Raw genomic sequence first — 18,929 nt, 5'->3', positions numbered from 1 at the left:
TCCTATTCTTGAGATACTTTGGGATTTTCCAGCCTATGAGTAGCATCAAAAATTATCTTTTTTTCCTCAGCATTCAAATTGGAATGGCGTTTGACAAAATCAATTAATTGTTGGTCTGCGTCTTTTTTGAAAATATTTCTCATTGTAGATATTGTCCAGTCATCAGTTGATTGTTTTGCTTGTTATCATAAGATACCTCCATAAAAAATCATTGTGTTCACTTTATTGTAAATGAAATTCTAGTTAAATGAAATCAATCTAATTCTTCGTTTGTTAAGGAAAGAAGCAGTGAGAACAACAAGCGTGAAATTCTTGCCAAACTACTGTATAATAGCAACTACTGAAAAAGTAGCGACCTTCAAATCGTGGATGTTTCAGAATCTATATTGAAATGATGGTGAAATTCATGACAGACAATAGCAAAATTCGTGTTGTCGTTGGAATGAGTGGCGGGGTGGACTCGTCAGTAACAGCACTTTTGTTGAAAGAACAAGGGTATGATGTCATTGGTATCTTCATGAAAAATTGGGATGATACAGATGAAAATGGTGTGTGTACAGCAACTGAGGATTATAAAGATGTCGCAAAAGTAGCGGCACAAATTGGTATTCCTTATTACTCTGTAAATTTTGAAAAAGAATATTGGGATCGTGTATTTGAATATTTCTTAGCGGAATATCGTGCAGGACGTACACCAAATCCAGATGTGATGTGTAATAAAGAAATTAAATTCAAAGCCTTTTTAGACTATGCGATGGATTTAGGTGCAGATTATGTAGCAACTGGACACTACGCTCAAGTAGAACGTGATGAAAATGGTGTTGCTCATATGCTTCGTGGTGTTGATAACAACAAAGATCAAACTTATTTCTTAAGCCAATTATCACAAGAACAATTGTCAAAAACAATGTTTCCCCTAGGACACATGGAAAAATCAGAAGTTCGAGCAATTGCAGAACGCGCTGGTTTAGCAACTGCGAAGAAAAAAGATTCGACAGGCGTTTGTTTTATCGGTGAAAAGAATTTTAAACAATTTTTAAGTAACTATTTACCTGCTCAAAAAGGAAATATGGTGACTTTAGATGGTGAAGTAAAAGGGCAACATGATGGTTTGATGTATTATACGATTGGTCAACGCCAAGGTCTAGGTATTGGCGGTGGGGGCAAATCTTCAGAACCATGGTTTGTGGTTGGAAAAGAACTAGCAACGAATACATTATATGTTGGACAAGGTTTCCATCATGACGCGTTATATGCAGATCGTTTAGATGCGAGTGAAATCCACTTTACAACAAATGAAGAAAAGCCAAAAGAATTCCGCTGTACAGCGAAATTCCGTTACCGTCAACAAGATACTAGCGTAACGGTTCGTTTGTTAGACGATAATCGTGCCGAAGTTATTTTTGACGAACCTGTTCGTGCAATTACCCCAGGTCAAGCGGTTGTTTTCTACGATGGGATGGAATGTTTGGGCGGTGGTTTAATCGACCATGCGTACCAAGCCGAAAAAGTATTACAATACGTATAACAAAAAAGTATTTGAGATGATCGTCTCAAATACTTTTTTTGTGTAGAAAATAAAAATTGTTGACAAAAAGTTAGGTACCGAACTATACTGAGTGTGTGCAAAACGTTAGGTACCTAAATAATATTAAGGAGTGAAGGATATGAGTCACTTTACAATGCAATTACTCAAACAAATTGAAGCCGTTAGTGGTGTTGCGCGAGCATTATTCTTACAAAACAATCAACGATTTGATGGACAACAGCAAGTGATTAATCTTTTAGGAAAAGAAGATGGAATGACACAAGGCAATTTGGCTGAATTACTTGATATACGTCCAAGTTCGTTAGCTGAGTTAATAAAAAAATTAGAAAAAGCTGGTGCAGTTACTCGCGTGGAAGATGAAAATGACAAGCGGATTAAACGCGTCTATCTTACAGAAGAAGGTCGCAAACGCGTGATTCAAACATCGGATGTGCGTGAAGATTTAAGTGCACAATTCTTTGCGGGATTAACAGAAGAAGAACAGCAACAATTTAGTCGCTATTTGGATAAAATTGTGGATGGTTGGCCGGAAGACTTTGACAACTATCAAACAAGAACGAATGATCCAATGGAACGTTTAGCTAAATTTCAACAGTTGCGTCAAACGATGATGGGCGTAGATTGGCAGGCCTTATCACGTCAAGACCAACACCGTGTACATCGTGATTTCAAACGTCAATTGCGTCAAGCTGGAATGGATAATCGTATGTGGAAACGTCAATTTGAACAAATAATGCGAGAACAACGAGGAATGCATCGTGGTGGTTTTAATGATCGCCCATTTGAGCGTCCATGCCCACCAAAGCAAGAACACAATTCAGAAAGCGATTGGACGGATTTCTAATCACAGGGAGAAAAATATGGAAAAAGAAAATGCAGCGACAACTTATAAATTAAAAGATTTTATGCGCTTAATTAACAGCGTCAATCCGAAAAAATTCGTTTTTATCTTCGGTTTGTTTTTAAGTATTTTAACTAGTGGTGCTAGTTTGCTAGTTCCACAGTTAACGAAAGGGCTAATTGATACGAGTCAATTAGCAAAAATTGATAGTAACTTATTAACTATTTTAGTGTTAGCATTTGTTTCTCAACTTGCTTTATTTGCCTGTTGATTATTATGACCGTAATAAATCAGGAGAGACAGCTTCACGTCTAGTAAACGATACAGGGGTAGTGAAGGATTTAGTCGCTTCCCAATTTCCTAATTTCATCACTGGAGCGATTCAATTGGTGGGTTCATTGATTATTTTGTTCATCATGGATTGGAAAATGGCGTCGATTATGTTTTTAATTATTCCAATTGTCGCATTAATTTTATTACCAATTGGGCGAATTATGATGAAACTTGGTCGTCAGTTACAAGCTGCTACGGCTAAATTTAGTGGAGAAGTAACTGAAAAGGTTGGCGAAATCCGGTTAATCAAAGCAAGCAATGGGGAACAGGTTGAAGAAGAACGAGGCAATTCGTTTATTCAAGATATTTTCAAAATTAGTGTGAAAGATGCCCGTGTTGAAGCCGTATTACAACCAATTATGATGACTGCTATGTTGGGGATGTTTGTGGGAATTTTAGGTTATGGTGCTATTCGTGTGCAAGCAGGAACCCTAACAAGTGGCTCATTAGTGGCCTTCTTATTGTATTTGTTTAACATCATTACGCCGATTGCAACATTTGCGACCTTTTTTTCTCAAGTTCAAAAAGCTATGGGAGCAACAGAGCGTATTGATACGATTTTCCAAACGACAATTGAAAAAACAGATGAAGGACAAAATTTTGATGTCGAAGGTCAAGCAATTATTGCCGAAAATGTGACCTTTGCTTATGAAGAAGATCATCCTGTGTTAAAAGATATTTCCTTTCAAGCTGATCCAAATACAGTTATTGCTTTTGCGGGCCCTAGTGGAGGTGGAAAGTCAATGGTATTTGCGATTTTAGAACGGTTTTATCAACCAACTTCTGGGAAAATTTCAATTGGAAAACAAGATTTAGAAGCGATTAAAATTGCCGATTGGCGTCGTCAAATTGGCTATGTTTCACAAGATAGTGCAGTGTTTGCTGGTTCTATTCGTGACAATTTAGTTTATGGCTTAGAAAAAAACTTAAGCGATGAGGAATTATGGCATGGCTTAGAATTAGCCTATGCTGCGCACTTTGTTCGTGATTTTCCTGAAGGCTTAGACACAGAAATTGGAGAACGTGGTGTGAAATTGTCTGGCGGACAAAAGCAACGAATTGCGATTGCTCGTGCATTCTTACTAGACCCTAAAATTTTGATGTTGGATGAAGCAACTGCGAGTCTGGATTCACAATCTGAAGAAAAAGTTCAACGAGCGTTGGACAAACTCATGAACGGACGGACAACCTTGGTGATTGCCCATCGCTTATCAACCATTGTAGGCGCCAATCACATTTATTTCATTGAAAATGGCCAAGTAACTGGGCAAGGAACACACCAAGAATTATTACAAGATCACGCACTTTATCGTGAATATGTTCAAGAACAAGTATTAACGTGAAAAAACACCACAGAAAATTTGAGGTTGCTGAAAAAATTAAATAAAAAAGAAACTGTGACGTAAGTCGGTTAGCAGTAAAATACCCGAACAATAGAAGATTGCTCCTTATCACCATTCTACCTAGATTTGATGGCAGCCATTCTATTTTGTTCGGGTATTTTTGACTTGTTTTTACTTATGTCACAATCTCTTTTTTACTAATTTGTTTTGCAATATAGTAAGTTTTCCTGTATACTAGTTTGTAATACAAGGTAGGTGAATGAGAATTGGAATCAAAGATATCTTCTCAAATGCTAAAAGGTATTTTGTCAGGGAGTATTTTAGTATTACTATCAAAAGAATCATTATATGGATATACATTAGGAGTAGAACTTTCGAAGATTGGCTTTGCAGATATACCTAAAGGGACAATCTATCCACTGCTATTAAATTTAGAGAAAAAAGGGTTGATTCAAGGTAAATCAGTGCCGTCACCAGAAGGTCCCAAACGTAAATATTATACTCTAACGGAATTAGGAAACAAAGAGCGTGAAAATTTTATCCGAGAATGGTATGTGTTAAAAAATGGTATGTCACATTTATTAGAGGAGGAAGCAGAATGAAAACAAAAGAACTGATTCGCATGAATCGGAATTTACAAGCTCAACTTGAGCCAATCAATGAAAAGTATTATGGACAATTATTAATTTATATGCGTATGCATTCTTTTTTGAAAGATGAACGAAAAGTAGAAGAATTATTATTAGAAATTTTGCAAGACATGATGGATGGGCAAAATCAAGGGATAAGTGCAGAAGAGTATTTTGGCAAACAACCACAAGAAACTGCTGATGAAATGCTTGCGCAATTACCTGTTTATTATCTGGACTTTATTAAAATGATTTTATTTGCTTTTGGTGTATATGCGAGTTTCTCCATTCTTTCTCAAATTATTTTTGCTGATGAAGCATTAGATTTAGGAAGATTAATTATTATGGGGATTTATGCTGTACTCTTTGCTTTAGTCACCAGTTGGTTTTTAGGAAAAACTATTTATCAATTGAAAGAAAAAATGAGCAAGGTACTTGTCGGAATTATTTTTGTTATTGGTGTTTTAGGAGGTGTCAGTATCTCACGTGCAATTCACACAAAACTAATGATTCAATTAACTGGTAATTTAGGGATTGCTATTATTTTACTGACCATTGTTGTATTAGGGTATTGGATGTTTTTAGATGAAGATTTCAACAACTGGTTACCATTCTTTCCAATTATTAGCTCTCTTGCTTTAGTAGGGATTTTCGTTCGAATCTCTTTTATCCAAGAATGGTTAACACGAGCAAGTGGGAAAATCACAATGAGTTTTATCTTACTAGGTGTTATTGTCATTCAATATTTAGCGCTATTTTTAGTCAGAAAATACAAAAAATGAAAAGAACAAAAGAAAGTGATAGAAACGAGTGGTTATTGTGTATTCCTAAGTATTTACCTTGCATGAATACTTGTTAATCTCATGTTTTTACAAACTTACCTAAGTAAAGGTTGGGGAATTGCCTATCATTACCTAGGTAAGTTTTATTTTATATGATTGTAATTGTTAAATGGGATAAAAAACACAAAAGAAAGCTATCGTAGCAATTGTTTTCTTTTTTGTGAAATAAATAATAGGGATTATTCTATAAAGATTTTTGATAAAGCAGCCCATTCAGCTTAATCTCATCACATTTTAAATTATGTTATACTAGTTGCTGTGAATATAATTATTCATTATTATAGATTTCGTACCTTATAAGCACTGACTTTCACAAGCGTGGTGCTTGAAACTTCCAGTTAAACTGACTAATATTACGGTAACAAACGAAGGTAAGGGGCGGAGTCCATGTATCAAGTAATAACCATGTATGGCGATAACGAACCCTGGTGGTTTTTTGAAGAGTGGCAAGCAGATATTCAAGAAGAAGTGACTTTTTCGACACTAGAAGAAGCCCAGTCTTTCTATCGAAAAAAGTGGAATTTAGTTTATGAAGAATATAGTTATATTCATGCGAAACCAAATTATTTGAGCGCTTTTTGGAATGACGGTGATGAGCGTTGGTGCGAAGAATGTGATGAAGATTTGCAACAGTATAAAGGATTAGCTCTTCTAAAAGATTATCAGCCATTAACAATTGAAAGTGAAAGGGAATTTTATGAAGCAACTAATTCTAGCGGAAAAACCAAGCGTTGCCAAAGATCTAAGTAAGGTTTTAGGCGCGAATCAAAAACATAAGAACTATTATGAAGGACCTAAAGTGATTGTCACTTGGGCCCTAGGTCATTTATTAGGACTAAAAATGCCTGAAGATATTAATAAGGAATGGCAAAGCTGGCAAATGGAGACTTTGCCTATGATTCCGAAAAATTTAGGGATTAAACCTTTACCAAAAACAGGCCATCAATTGAAGGCTATTAAACAATTAGCACAGCGAAAAGATGTGTCAGAAGCAGTTATCGCTACGGATGCGGGACGTGAAGGAGAACTTGTCGCTCGTTGGATTTTAGAGTGGGTACGTTTTGATAAGCCTGTCAAACGTCTTTGGATTTCTTCGCAAACAGATAAAGCAATTAAAACAGGGTTTGCACAATTAAAACCAGCGAAGCAATACGACAATTTGTATCAATCAGCGATTGCCCGTGCGAAAGCTGACTGGTTAGTAGGTTTGAATGTTACACGAGCGTTAACGGTGAAATATCAAGATAATTTAAGTGCTGGTCGTGTCCAAACGCCAACGCTTGCTTTAGTGCGCCAACAAGAGCGTCAAATTGAGACTTTCCGTCCACAAACGTATTATGTTATTGAACTAGCAGTGGGTGAAGAACACGCTTTCTTGGTGCAAAAAAATCCACATGCACTTAAAGAACAACAAGATGCACAACAACTTGTGAATCATATGAGTCAAAAAAATGGTCGAGTCATTAGCGTGGTGGAAAAAACAAAAACAGAAACGGCGCCGTTACCCTACGATTTGACTGAAATTCAGCGTGAAGCAAACCAACGTTATGGATTTTCTGCCAAAAAGACGTTGTCATTAGTTCAAAGTCTGTATGAAGCGCATAAAGTAGTCACTTATCCACGAACAGATAGTAAATACTTAACGAATGATATGAAAGCAACGATGAAAGAGCGGCTACAAGCTGTTTCCGATTTTGCACCAGAAGTCAAAACGTATTTGAAAAATGGCGCAGTTGTCCAACAAAAAGCGGTGTTTAATGATGCCAAAGTATCTGATCATCATGCGTTGCTACCAACAGAACAAAAACCAAACTATGCAAAATTAACTAGCGATGAACAACGTATTTACAATATGATTGTCACTCGTTTCTTAATGTTGTTTGCATCTCCACATAAAAAAGTTCAACAAAAAGCGACAGTTGCCTTTGAGGATCATCAGTTTGTATTTACACAAAACAAAATTATCGAAGCTGGTTGGAAAACAACCGAAGAAACAAAAGCGTCAACGGTTGATTGGCAAGAAGGAATGAGTGTGGCACCGAATTTTGCAATCAAGAAAGAATTAACTTCACCACCTAAACCTTTGAATGAAGGTACTTTATTAGGAAAAATGGAGAAATTTAGTTTAGGAACACCAGCGACACGTGCCGAAATTATTGAAAAACTGATTAAGTCAGAATTGATGGAGCGTACGCCAAGTGGTCTGCAAGTCTCGCCTAAAGGAAAACAATTGTTAGAACTAGTGAATCCCTCACTTGTTTCCCCTGAATTAACTGAAAAATGGGAAAAACAACTGGAAGCCATTGCGCAAGGACAATTTTCAAGTGGTGCATTCTTACAACAAATTGAAAATGATACGAAACAACTGGTCAAAGAAATTAAACAAAGTGAACAAAAATACCAAGATTTTTCTTTGACACAAAAGAAATGTCCTGAATGCGGTGAACTTTTACGCGAAAAAAATACACGTGATGGGAAGATTTATGTATGTTCAAGTAATGAATGTACGTATCGTCGCCGTAAAGATCCGAAATTATCAAACCATCGTTGCCCACAATGCCATAAAAAAATGGAGATTATCGATGGGAAAAATGGGGCATACTTCCGTTGTAAATTCGATGGAACGACTGAAAAAATTCCAACGAAAAAAGAACAAAAGAAAAAAATGACCAAGCATGAAGAACGTCGTTTAATGAAAAAATATTCGCAAGAAGAACCTCAAGAAAGTCCGTTAGCTGCCGCATTAAAAGCAGCGATGGAAAAAAATTAATTCTTGTTACCTTCATATCTTTTAAAAGATGTGAAGGTATTTTTTTTGTTTTGGAATAATCCGCTTTCAAAAAATGAATGACGCATGAGAAATCTAGGATATTCCCTAGACTTTTTGACCATAGTGCGCGAAAATAAAGAGAAGATTATTTTGAGGAGGGAAACTATGGAAAAAACAATGCCCAAGAATTTTTTATGGGGAAGTGCGTCTGCGGCGTATCAAATTGAAGGCGCTTATAATGAGGATGGGAAAGGGTTATCTAACTGGGATGAATTCGTTAAAATTCCTGGAAAAACGTACAAAGAGACCACAGGTGAATTAGCGGTTGACCATTACCATCGTTTCAAAGAAGATGTTGCTTTGATGGCGGAAATGGGGTTGAAAACATACCGTTTTTCTATTTCATGGCCACGTATTTTCCCAGAAGGTAAAGGCGAAGTCAATCAAGCTGGGTTAAAATTTTATGAGGACTTGATTGATGAATGTTTGAAACATAATGTAGAGCCAATGGTGACGTTGTATCATTGGGATTTACCACAAGCTTTAGAAGCAGAATATGGTGGTTGGGAAAGCCCACAAGTAGTGGATGATTTCGTTCATTATGCGACGTATGTTTTCAATGCATTCAAAGGAAAAGTTAACTATTGGATTACTATCAATGAACAAAACATCTTTACGAATTTTGGTTGGATGAATGGGATGCACCCACCTGGCAAATTTAACGAAGAAAAATTATATTATCAAGTGAATCACCATGTCTTTTTAGCACATGCTAAAACTGTATTGGCATTTAAAGAAATCATGCCTGAAGGCAAAATTGGCGCGAGTTTTGCTTATAGCCCAAGTTATGCGTTAGATTGTAAACCAATAAATGCGATGGCAAAAATGGATTTTGATAATTTGAAAAATTATTGGTGGATGGATGTTTACGCTTATGGTCGTTATCCAAGAAGTGCATACACATATTTAGAGAAAAAAGGGGTAGCACCAGTAGTGACTACTGAAGATGCAAGCATACTGAAAGAAGCAGCACGTTTGATTGACTTTATGGGTGTGAATTACTATCAAACATCAGTTGTTGAATACAATCCATTGGATGGTGTGACACAATTTGCTGAAATGAATACAACAGGTAAAAAAGGTTCCGGTCAAATCACAGGTGAACCAGGAGTCTACAAGAATCCACCAAATCCTTATTTAGCAACAACGGATTGGGATTGGACGATTGATCCATCTGGTTTACGTTTTGCTTGTAAAGAGATTACTAGTCGTTACGATTTACCAATTGTTATTTCTGAAAATGGTTTAGGCGCTTTTGACGAGAAAACCGGTGAAAATGAAATTCATGATGATTATCGTATTGCTTATTTAAATGCGCATATTTATGAATTGATGAAAGCAGTCGAAGAAGGTAGCGAAGTTTGGGCGTATTGTACCTGGTCATTTACTGATTTGTTAAGCTGGTTAAATGGGTACCAAAAACGTTACGGTTTTGTTTATGTCGATAGAGATGAAGAAGGCGGTTCATTGGATCGTTATAAAAAAGATAGCTATTACTGGTATCAAGAAGTAATTCGTACCAACGGGGCTACCATTACTGAATAAAAAAACACGATACTTTCGTTTGTAGAAAGTATCGTGTTTTTTAGAATTGTTCCTTACTACCAATTGCAGTACGATAAGGATTATTGATACCAGCTTTTTGGCTGATGACGTTTAATTGCGCAATGAATTCTTGTTGGGAAGGACTAAAGGTTAATTTTTCGTTGAATGCTGTAAAATAAATGAAATTTGTTAAGCGACTCACTAAACGCGGGTCGTCTTTTTTTGCTAATTTTGGATAGACTTTCAACAAAACTTCCTTGATTGCTTCCACATCAGTTCGTGAGTCTTGTGCTAAATCATTATACAGTGCGTGAACGATGGTTTGTGCTGTCATTAATAACGCCAACTCCCTTCGTCTACAACTCTAGCACCAAAAGGCATTAATGCTAATTTTGCTAGCTTAAATGATTGTTTACCAAACGGAATCCCAATGATTGTTACATACAAAATGATGCCGCTAGTGATGTGGGTTAGTGCTAATGGTAAACCACTCACAATTAACCAAATGATATTGACAATTAATGAGACACTATTGTTGCTGTAAACGACATCTTTGCCAAAAGGCCAGAAGCTTAGACTAGCCAGTTTAAAACATTGAACCCCAATTGGAATACCCACAATGGTGATACACCACAATAATCCTGCTAATATCCATCCGAGTCCGCCAATGAACCCGCCAAAGATGAACCAAATAAGATTTCCTAAAAGTTTCATGTTATCACCTGCTTCTTTTTCTTTTATTGTATCACGCTGACTAAAGATGAACAGGGACTAAAGACTGAAAATGAAAAAGCACCGGCTTTAACCGATGCTTTTTCTGGGGGATACAAATAAGGAAAACACTATATAAGTTATCCATAAGTATCATGGGGGCAAATCCATCATACTCACAGGAAACTACTACTTGATTACATCTTCAGAGTCTTTATCGAAGAAGTGCGCTTTGTTTAAGTTAAAGGCTAAATCAATTGTTTCGCCTGGACGGTGGAAGTCGCGCGCATCGACTTTAGAGATAAACTCTGTTTCACCAATTTTTGTATAAAGCATTGTTTCAGCACCAAGTAATTCAGATACGACTACTTCAGAGCGTACAGTTGATTCTGGTGCAGCATCAATTGCTACTTGTTCACTGTTGATATCTTCTGGACGAATACCAAAGACTAATTGTTTTCCTTCATAACCTTGGTTAACTAAGACTTTGTTACGTCCTTCTGGAATACGTAATTCTAAACCAAATCCATCAGAGATAACGCCGTTGTTTAACGTGACATTGAAGAAGTTCATTGCTGGTGATCCGATAAATCCAGCTACAAAGATATTTTTTGGTGAATTGTAAACTTCTTTTGGTGAACCGATTTGTTGGATAAATCCGTCTTTCATGATAACGATACGGTCTGCCATAGTCATCGCTTCTGTTTGGTCATGGGTAACGTAGATGGTTGTTGTTTCTAAGCGTTGGTGTAATTTCGCAATTTCAGCACGCATTGCCACACGTAGTTTCGCATCTAAGTTAGATAAAGGCTCATCCATCAAGAATACTTTGGCATCACGAACGATAGCACGACCTAAGGCCACACGTTGACGTTGTCCACCAGATAAAGCAGCTGGTTTACGATCTAAGTATTCGGTTAAACCTAAAATTTCAGCAGCATTTTCAACACGTGTTTTAATGTCTGCTTTGTCATATTTACGTAATTTCAAACCAAATGCCATGTTATCGTAAACTGTCATATGTGGATATAGGGCATAGTTTTGGAATACCATTGCGATGTCACGATCTTTTGGTGCAACATCATTCATTACTTTACCGCCGATTGACAATTCTCCTTCTGAAATATCTTCTAAACCAGCAATCATACGTAAAGTTGTTGATTTACCACAACCAGAAGGTCCAACGAAAACGATAAATTCGCGATCTTTAATATCTAAGTTAAAGTCTGTAACAGAATATTTTTCTGCATTGTCATATTTTTTATATACGTGTGTTAAGGCCATTTCTACCATGAATGAATTCCTTCTTTCGCTTTAATTTATATATTCACTATAATGAAAACGGTTTATTTGCGCAATGTAAACGTGCACAAAAAAACTTTGGGATTTTTGTGCACATTGTAAAAGCGTTTAATTTTTGATAAATGTTGTGAGTAATAAATAGCATAAGAAAAGAGAATCCATTTCTTTGAGGTTCGTCAATGTTTGTTTTTGAAATTTATCAATTTTATATTGAAGGGTATTACGGTGCATAAATAAATCTTTCGCTGCAGAGCTGACATTGCCTTGATTTTTCCATAATGCAAAAATCAGATCATACAGATCATCTTCAAACCAATTTTTGGCTAATTGTCGCATCATGGCACTTTCTTCTACGAGATGAGTGGCAAAATAATGAATCGCTACTTTCCGCAGATCGCAGCATTTGATTTGTAAGTTTTGTTTGATTGTTGACAGAAATAATTGTTGTTCCTCTTGAAGCAATGTTGTAAAATCACTGACTGCTGGATAAAAAGCGCCCACAAAGACACGGGTGTAGGTATTAAAATCACCGTCTAAAGCTAAAAAGATGCCTTCAAGTTCTTCGGTTGGCAAGGCATCGTCACTGTACATTTCCACTAAAAAACTTTTGGTACCATTGATAAAAAAATGGTCGACAAGCTGTGGGAAAATCCGTTTGATTTCTTCGTCCCAGGAATGCATATCAACTTGTTCTGGATTATTAAATTCCACTTGAATGACCCGAAATTTTCCTGTAGCTAATGGCGCACTTTCTTTTTGGAAAAGTGTGGCATACCACGGATGATGGGTAGGAAGCGTAGTATCTTGCGCATTCGTTAGCATTTTTAAGACTTTTTTCTCAGTTGTTGTTAGTTCAGTTTGCGGAATCCATAAAAATTGTCCTTCCAAATAAAGCGACAAGTAATGTTCATCTTCTGTAGGAAATGTGTGAAGTTGGGCTAACGGATAAATTTGTTGTAACTCTTGTAATGTCACGAAAAAAACCACCTTATCTATCAAAAATCTTACACGTTAAACGTGTGTCCTTACTTAGTATTGTATAGTAAGTTACGTCTTCCGCCAATTTTATTTTCCTAAAACAAAGCATTGACAATGAGAATCAGTTAAGCTAAACTTTACTAAAATTTAATAATAAAATTCAATGAAGAGAAAAGTACACTTCGCAAATTTTAAGAGAGGTTCTGGATGGTGCAAAGAACTAATTTAATAAGTAGAAAAATGGTCTCTGAGAAAAACTGTTGATAAGTAAGCAGTTTCGGAAAAGTTCATCCGTTATATTTGAACGCCAATCTCATGATAGATGATGTTGGACAAAGAGAAGTGCAAGCTTCTAAACAAAGGTGGTACCGCGATATATTCGCCCTTTTACTGGTTTTTTTAACTGGTAAAAGGGCTTTTTTTATTGATGAAAAGGAGGAAAAGAAATGAAGAAATGGTTAAAATCAACAATTGCATTAGGTGCAATTGCCATTGTTTTGGCAGGGTGTAGTACAGGAAAGTCAGCGACAGATGGCACAGATAGTTCTGGAGGGAAAGCATCAAGTGGGGGAGAACAAAAAATTGCGGTCAGTTTACCTGCCCAATTATCGACATTAGACACGACACAAACGACAGATAAAGTGACATTTACAGTAGTCCAACATATTTTTGAAGGCTTGTATCGTTTGGATGAGGACAGTCAAACTGTCCCAGGATTAGCAGAATCCGTTGATATTAGTGAAGATGGTAAAATATATACATTCCATTTACGTGATGGTATCAAGTGGAGTGATGGAACAGCAATTACTGCCGAGGATTTCTTGTTTTCTTGGAAACGTTTGGTGAATCCAGAAACAATGGGACCTAATGCGTATTGGTTAGATAATGTTGTGAATAGCTTAGATATTCGTGAAGGAAAAGCCGATGTGGATACCATTGGTTTGAAAGCTTTGGATGAAAAAACATTTGAAGTGACTTTATTGAATCCACAACCTTCTTTCTTATCGGTAGTTTCGATTGGTTGGTTAGCACCACAAAATGAAGCATATGTCACAGAAAAAGACTCTGCTTATGCAACATCAAGCGAAAATATGATTTATTCTGGCCCATTTGTCTTAGAAGATTGGACGCCAGCTTCAGATACTTGGACATTAAAACCAAACCCAGAATACTATGATGCAGATAAAGTGAAATTAGCAACAGTTGAAGGCTCAACGATTAAAGAAGACAATACAGGAATTAACTTGTTCCAATCAGGTGAATTGGATTTCACGAAAATTACTGGACAATATGTACAACAATTTAAAGATGACGAAGCGTTAGTTTCGCTACAAGAAGTAGCCAATCGTTTCTTAGATTTCAATAAAAAAGCTACGGAAGCATTGGGTAATGTACATTTCCGTAAAGCCGTTGCCTTAGCGATTGATAAAGAAAGTTTAGTGAATAATGTGTTAAGTGATGGTTCAGCTACTTTAAATGGTTTAATTCCAGCACAACTATATGCAAATGCTGAAACAGGCGAAGATTTCCGTGCATACAGCGGCGAATACAATGTCTTTGATTTAGAAGCAGCCAAAAAAGAATGGGAACAAGCAACTGCGGAACTAGGTGATTCGATTGAATTGACTTTACTAGTAGATGATTCGGATAATGGCAAAAAAGTTTCTGAATACATTCAAAATCAATTAGAAACGAATTTACCAGGTTTGAAAATTGATATTACCCCACAACCAGCAAATAATGTGAACCAAGCACGTGCCGATAAAAAGTATGAATTGTCGCTATCTGGTTGGACGGCTGGAAGCAACGATATGAATTCTTATTTTAACTTATATCGTACAGGTTCTTCTTATAACTATGGCGAATATGACAATAGTGAGTATTCTAAATTAGTAGAAAAAGCTATTACGGTCGATGCAAACGATGAAAATAAAACATTTGAAGACTACAAAGCGGCTGAAAAAATTCTTTTAGAAGACGATGCTGCGCAAGTACCAATTTACCAAAGTGCCGCTAATTATTTAGTTAATCCAAACGTAAAAGATATTGTTTACCATTCGTATGGTGATTATTTCTATTTACGTGAAGCTTATGTAGCAGAATAAAAAAAGGGATGAGAGACGTGAGTCAACTACTAACAGATTTTTTAGAATTTGTACAAATCAACACTCGTTCAGATGAGAAATCACAAACAATACCAACTACTCCGGGTCAAGTTGTGTTAGCTAAAATTTTAGTGAAACGTTTACGTGATTTAGGCTTAGACAATGTGACATACGACGAAGAAAATAGTTTTGTTTTAGGGAAACTAGCAGGAAATCCGGATAAAATGGCGTTAGGTTTTATCGCGCATGTAGATACCGCTGATTTTAATGCTGAAAATAATCAACCACAAGTGATTGAACATTATGATGGGCAAGATGTCATTTTAAATGCTGATCTTAACATTGTCATGAAAGTAGCGGAGTTTCCTAACCTAAAAGACTATGTAGGAGAAACCTTGATTACGACGAATGGTTTAACGTTGCTTGGAGCAGATGACAAAGCCGGCATTGCCGAAATTTTAGAATTGTTACGTCAATTAATTGCTCAGCCAGAATTGGAGCGAGGCGATGTCTGGGTGGCTTTCGGACCAGATGAAGAAATTGGACGTGGGGCGGATCGTTTTCCGGTAGAGAAATTTCCTGTTCGCTTTGCTTATACGGTCGATAGTGGTCGTGTGGGCAATTTTGAATATGAAACGTTTAATGCCGCAAAAATTGATATTGAAATTGCTGGTACCAGTGTCCATCCGGGAACGGCATACCAACAAATGGTGAATGCTATCCAATTGGGGAAAGAAATTGACAATCAATTACCAAGTGACGAAGTACCAGAAAAAACTCGGGAATATGAAGGTTTTTATTTATTAACGAAATTTGCAGGGACAATCGATCATGCGTCGTTAAATTATATTATTCGCGACCATGACGAGGAAAAATTTGCGCAACGGAAACAAACAATAGTTGGTATCATTGACGCAATCAATCACCGTTTTGATGTTCCTCGAATTACCTATCAGTTAGAGGATCAATATTACAACATGCGTCAAGTTATTGATAAACATCCGCTATCGATTGAGTTGGCCAAAGAAGCGATGCAAGCAATTGGTATCACACCCAATGTACAGCCGTTTCGTGGCGGGACGGATGGGTCAAAAATTTCGATGATGGGATTACCAACACCCAATATTTTTACAGGTGGCGAAAACTTCCATGGGCAGTATGAATTTATCACACTCGAAGCAATGGAAAAAGCGAGTCAAACATTGTTGGAAATCGTAAAATTAGCCGCTAAACAATAGGCAGATTATCCTTGTATCTTTATCAACTAAAGGTGCAAGGATTTTGTGTATAGTAAATTGAATTTTCTGACTTTTTTTTGTACAAAAAGATTGACATCTTTCATAGAAGAATGTAAAGTAAGAAACAACTTAAGAAAAGACATCGAAAAGAAGAGTAACAGTGTTGATTATTTAAAGAGAGTCTCTGGTTGGTGAGAAGAGATAGTAACTTCGTTGTGAAACACATCTTGGAGTCGGTTTTTTGAAGTCTAGTAGGAAAACCCGGGAAGCCCGTTACAGCGATGGTTATTGATAGATAACTTCATGAGATTTATTCTGTGAGGAATAGATGAAAAAAGGTGGAACCACGTAATTTACGTCCTTTAGCCAATGCGGCTAGAGGACTTTTTTTATTTTATCAACAACCATAGAAGATCTTTTTCTGTGAAGAGAAGATGAAATGAGGTGGAACCACGTAAACTGCGTCCTCTTGGGTAAACCAGGCGGCAGCTTGCGTGGTTTTTTTTCGATTCGTAGGTAAATACAAGGAGGGAACAAAATGGATATTCTGATTTCAGTTTTTCCGCAATTATTTAAAGGAACTGGTGTAACGATTCAATTATTTTTCTTTACACTCATCGGTTCGATTCCATTAGGGATTTTATTCGCGTTTGTGTTATGTAGTAATTCCAAAATTTTTAAACCAATCGTTCAAACGTATGTCTGGTTAATGCGTGGGACGCCATTATTGCTACAACTAATCTTTGCTTTTTATGGATTGGCAACAGTTGGTGTGGTGTTGGATCGTTTTGAAGCCGCCGTTTTTGCATTTATCTTAAATTATGCGGCGTATTTTGCGGAAATTTTCCGTGGCGGGATTCAATCCATTCCCAAAGGACAATACGAAGCGGCTCAAGTCTTGCGTTTAACGCCGTGGCAAACGATTTCTAAAATTATTATTCCACAAGTTGGCAAAATTACGTTGCCCTCTGTTGGCAATGAAGTTATTAGTTTGGTCAAAGATACGTCATTGATCTATATCCTAGGTTTATCCGATGTGATGCGTATTGGGAAAATTGCGATGGAGCGTGAAGCAACACTCTTACCATTAATTGGGGTGGGGATTATTTACCTCGTCTTGACAGGATTCTTCACTGTTCTCTTGAAACAAATTGAAAAACGTTTGGATTACTACCGTTAGGAGGGAAAAAGATGTTAGAACTAAAAAATATCAAAAAATCATTTGGTTCCAGAACCATCATTGATGGCTTAGATTTAGCGATTCCAGAAGGTAGTATTTTAGCAATTGTTGGCCCTTCTGGTGGAGGGAAAACGACGTTGTTGCGAACACTGGCTGGTTTAGAAAGTATTGATAGTGGTGATTTTTTATTAGATGGCCAAAAGTTCAACCCAATGAATCTCAAGGAACAAGAACAAGTCGTTGGTGTGGTTTTCCAAGATTTTCAATTGTTTCCACATTTGAGCGTGTTTGAAAACGTCACGTTAGCGCCTAAATTAGTGTTAAAAGAAGACAAGGAAGTCTACACGAAAAAAGCCCAACAATTAGCGGAACAACTTGGTTTAGCAGTCTTGTTGAATCAATACCCTTATCAGTTATCGGGTGGACAAAAGCAACGGGTGGCAATCGCTCGTGCAATGGCAATGAATCCGCGAGTACTAGCATACGATGAGCCGACAAGTGCGTTGGACCCTGCTTTGCGTCAACAAGTGGAAAATCTTATTTTAGATTTGAAAAAACAAGGCGTTACACAAATCGTTGTGACACACGATTTGGATTTTGCAAAAAATATTGCAGATAATCTTTTAGAAGTATCACCGGTAAAATAGGAGGAAGAAAAAATGAAAAAATTAACTGGTTTATTGATGGCAGCAAGTGTTTTATTATTGGGTGCGTGTGGCACAGGAGACAAAAAAGCAGATGTCAGCAGTGGCGCAGACAAAAAAGAAGTAGTCGTTGGGTTAGACGATACTTTTGTACCGATGGGCTTTCGTGATGATGATGGGAATTTAACGGGTTTTGACGTAGATTTAGCGACGGCCGTTTTTGACTTAACAGATACGAAAGTAACATTCCAACCAATTGATTGGTCAATGAAAGAAACTGAATTAGATAACGGTACAATCGATATGATTTGGAATGGTTACACTATCAATGCAGAGCGTGAGAAAAAAGTGTTGTTCTCAGATATTTATATGAAGAGTTATCAAATTCTAGTGACGAAAAAAGATTCTGGAATTGATACTTTCGATAAAATGAAAGACAAAGTATTAGGTGCGCAAGAAGGATCTTCTGGTTACAAGATTTTCACAGATCAGCCGGAAGTGTTACAAGACATTGTAAAAGATAATGACGCTACACTTTATGCTAGCTTTAATGAAGCTTTTATCGATTTAGAAACAGGACGAATTGATGGGTTATTAATTGATAGTGTGTATGCAGAGTATTATTTAACACAAGCGAAAAAATTGGATCAATTTAATTTAATTGAAAGTTCATTTGAACAAGAAGATTATGCAGTAGGCGTTCGTAAAAACGATGAAAAATTAGCAACTAAAATCAACGATGGTTTAAATGAATTACACGAAAATGGAGAATTCAAAAAAATCAGTGAAAAATGGTTTGGAAAAGACGTTACACCAAATTAAACGTAAGAAAGATGGGGGGCTTTTGTGTTCCTCTTCT

General features: G+C 36.7%; 16 protein-coding genes, 1 pseudogene and 2 other annotated features. Of the genes and pseudogenes, 13 read left to right on the top strand and 4 right to left on the bottom strand.

The genetic code is table 11. The features are described 5' to 3' along the window. Positions 1-406: 406 nt before the first annotated feature. The 8 genes and pseudogenes from mnmA to PYW32_RS11320 all read left to right on the top strand — a co-directional run bounded on the left by mnmA (position 407) and on the right by PYW32_RS11320 (position 9,912). Entirely contained in the window at positions 407-1,528 is a 1,122-nt protein-coding gene (gene mnmA, locus PYW32_RS11355) for a tRNA 2-thiouridine(34) synthase MnmA (RefSeq protein WP_016174171.1), read from the top strand. A gap of 139 nt (positions 1,529-1,667) precedes the next feature. Further along, positions 1,668-2,393, top strand: coding sequence for a MarR family winged helix-turn-helix transcriptional regulator (locus PYW32_RS11350; protein ID WP_016174172.1), 726 nt, complete (start codon positions 1,668-1,670; stop codon positions 2,391-2,393). 16 nt (positions 2,394-2,409) lie between these two features. After that, positions 2,410-4,066, top strand: a pseudogene (locus PYW32_RS11345) (ABC transporter ATP-binding protein). 290 nt (positions 4,067-4,356) lie between these two features. Then, positions 4,357-4,668: a PadR family transcriptional regulator gene (locus PYW32_RS11340; RefSeq protein WP_016174175.1), complete on the top strand. Its 312-nt coding sequence runs from the start codon at positions 4,357-4,359 to the stop codon at positions 4,666-4,668. Beyond that, a complete protein-coding gene (locus tag PYW32_RS11335; protein WP_016174176.1) occupies positions 4,665-5,477 on the top strand; it encodes a hypothetical protein in 813 nt (270 codons plus the stop codon). Before PYW32_RS11340 ends, PYW32_RS11335 begins: the two co-directional genes overlap by 4 nt. Positions 5,478-5,924: 447 nt before the next feature. Beyond that, positions 5,925-6,287, top strand: coding sequence for a DUF1033 family protein (locus tag PYW32_RS11330; RefSeq protein WP_016174177.1), 363 nt, complete (start codon positions 5,925-5,927; stop codon positions 6,285-6,287). Next, a complete protein-coding gene (locus PYW32_RS11325; protein ID WP_016174178.1) occupies positions 6,235-8,307 on the top strand; it encodes a DNA topoisomerase III in 2,073 nt (690 codons plus the stop codon). Before PYW32_RS11330 ends, PYW32_RS11325 begins: the two co-directional genes overlap by 53 nt. Positions 8,308-8,472: 165 nt before the next feature. Beyond that, the gene (locus PYW32_RS11320; RefSeq protein WP_016174179.1) at positions 8,473-9,912 is read left to right on the top strand and encodes a glycoside hydrolase family 1 protein; all 1,440 of its coding nucleotides are present in this window, start codon (positions 8,473-8,475) and stop codon (positions 9,910-9,912) included. A gap of 40 nt (positions 9,913-9,952) precedes the next feature. Here the strand turns inward: PYW32_RS11320 and PYW32_RS11315 are convergent, their stop codons facing one another. The 4 genes from PYW32_RS11315 to PYW32_RS11300 all read right to left on the bottom strand — a co-directional run bounded on the left by PYW32_RS11315 (position 9,953) and on the right by PYW32_RS11300 (position 12,900). Further along, entirely contained in the window at positions 9,953-10,246 is a 294-nt protein-coding gene (locus tag PYW32_RS11315) for a bacteriocin immunity protein (protein ID WP_016174180.1), read from the bottom strand. After that, positions 10,246-10,626, bottom strand: a complete 381-nt coding sequence (locus PYW32_RS11310; RefSeq protein WP_016174181.1) for a YccF domain-containing protein — start codon at positions 10,624-10,626, stop codon at positions 10,246-10,248. The genes PYW32_RS11315 and PYW32_RS11310 overlap by 1 nt, the downstream gene beginning before the upstream one ends. A 186-nt stretch (positions 10,627-10,812) precedes the next feature. Beyond that, positions 10,813-11,916, bottom strand: a complete 1,104-nt coding sequence (locus tag PYW32_RS11305; RefSeq protein ID WP_016174182.1) for an ABC transporter ATP-binding protein — start codon at positions 11,914-11,916, stop codon at positions 10,813-10,815. 117 nt (positions 11,917-12,033) lie between these two features. Continuing rightward, the gene (locus PYW32_RS11300) at positions 12,034-12,900 is read right to left on the bottom strand and encodes a helix-turn-helix domain-containing protein (protein ID WP_016174183.1); all 867 of its coding nucleotides are present in this window, start codon (positions 12,898-12,900) and stop codon (positions 12,034-12,036) included. A gap of 157 nt (positions 12,901-13,057) precedes the next feature. Continuing rightward, positions 13,058-13,293 (top strand) — a binding site (T-box leader). Between the two features lie 56 nt (positions 13,294-13,349). Here PYW32_RS11300 and PYW32_RS11295 point away from each other — a divergent pair. The 5 genes from PYW32_RS11295 to PYW32_RS11275 all read left to right on the top strand — a co-directional run bounded on the left by PYW32_RS11295 (position 13,350) and on the right by PYW32_RS11275 (position 18,892). After that, positions 13,350-15,008 carry a peptide ABC transporter substrate-binding protein gene (locus PYW32_RS11295; protein WP_016174184.1) on the top strand — a complete coding sequence of 553 codons (1,659 nt, stop codon included), beginning with the start codon at positions 13,350-13,352 and terminating at the stop codon, positions 15,006-15,008. A gap of 17 nt (positions 15,009-15,025) precedes the next feature. Further along, entirely contained in the window at positions 15,026-16,246 is a 1,221-nt protein-coding gene (pepT, locus tag PYW32_RS11290; RefSeq protein ID WP_016174185.1) for a peptidase T, read from the top strand. Positions 16,247-16,379: 133 nt separating this feature from the next. Continuing rightward, positions 16,380-16,612, top strand: a binding site (T-box leader). A 172-nt stretch (positions 16,613-16,784) separates the two neighbouring features. Continuing rightward, positions 16,785-17,426, top strand: a complete 642-nt coding sequence (locus PYW32_RS11285) for an amino acid ABC transporter permease (protein WP_016174186.1) — start codon at positions 16,785-16,787, stop codon at positions 17,424-17,426. 11 nt (positions 17,427-17,437) lie between these two features. Then, entirely contained in the window at positions 17,438-18,073 is a 636-nt protein-coding gene (locus PYW32_RS11280; RefSeq protein WP_016174187.1) for an amino acid ABC transporter ATP-binding protein, read from the top strand. A 12-nt stretch (positions 18,074-18,085) separates the two neighbouring features. Then, on the top strand, positions 18,086-18,892 hold the full coding sequence (locus PYW32_RS11275) for an amino acid ABC transporter substrate-binding protein (RefSeq protein ID WP_016174188.1): 807 nt from the start codon (positions 18,086-18,088) through the stop codon (positions 18,890-18,892). Positions 18,893-18,929 lie beyond the last annotated feature (37 nt).

The sequence above is a fragment of the Enterococcus saccharolyticus subsp. saccharolyticus genome (assembly GCF_029023825.1).
GTDB lineage: Bacteria > Bacillota > Bacilli > Lactobacillales > Enterococcaceae > Enterococcus_F > Enterococcus_F saccharolyticus.
Note: the sequence above shows the minus strand (reverse complement) of the source record. Positions and strands in the feature narration are given on the sequence as shown.

Coding starts and splice junctions, on each gene's coding strand:
- mnmA (WP_016174171.1), top strand. CDS start 407: ATGACAGACAATAGCAAAATTCGTGTTGTCGTTGGAATGAGTGGCGGG.
- PYW32_RS11280 (WP_016174187.1), top strand. CDS start 17,438: ATGTTAGAACTAAAAAATATCAAAAAATCATTTGGTTCCAGAACCATC.
- PYW32_RS11275 (WP_016174188.1), top strand. CDS start 18,086: ATGAAAAAATTAACTGGTTTATTGATGGCAGCAAGTGTTTTATTATTG.
- PYW32_RS11315 (WP_016174180.1), bottom strand. CDS start 10,246: ATGACAGCACAAACCATCGTTCACGCACTGTATAATGATTTAGCACAA.
- PYW32_RS11310 (WP_016174181.1), bottom strand. CDS start 10,626: ATGAAACTTTTAGGAAATCTTATTTGGTTCATCTTTGGCGGGTTCATT.
- PYW32_RS11330 (WP_016174177.1), top strand. CDS start 5,925: ATGTATCAAGTAATAACCATGTATGGCGATAACGAACCCTGGTGGTTT.
- PYW32_RS11285 (WP_016174186.1), top strand. CDS start 16,785: ATGGATATTCTGATTTCAGTTTTTCCGCAATTATTTAAAGGAACTGGT.
- PYW32_RS11295 (WP_016174184.1), top strand. CDS start 13,350: ATGAAGAAATGGTTAAAATCAACAATTGCATTAGGTGCAATTGCCATT.
- PYW32_RS11320 (WP_016174179.1), top strand. CDS start 8,473: ATGGAAAAAACAATGCCCAAGAATTTTTTATGGGGAAGTGCGTCTGCG.
- PYW32_RS11325 (WP_016174178.1), top strand. CDS start 6,235: ATGAAGCAACTAATTCTAGCGGAAAAACCAAGCGTTGCCAAAGATCTA.
- PYW32_RS11305 (WP_016174182.1), bottom strand. CDS start 11,916: ATGGTAGAAATGGCCTTAACACACGTATATAAAAAATATGACAATGCA.
- PYW32_RS11335 (WP_016174176.1), top strand. CDS start 4,665: ATGAAAACAAAAGAACTGATTCGCATGAATCGGAATTTACAAGCTCAA.
- PYW32_RS11340 (WP_016174175.1), top strand. CDS start 4,357: ATGCTAAAAGGTATTTTGTCAGGGAGTATTTTAGTATTACTATCAAAA.
- PYW32_RS11350 (WP_016174172.1), top strand. CDS start 1,668: ATGAGTCACTTTACAATGCAATTACTCAAACAAATTGAAGCCGTTAGT.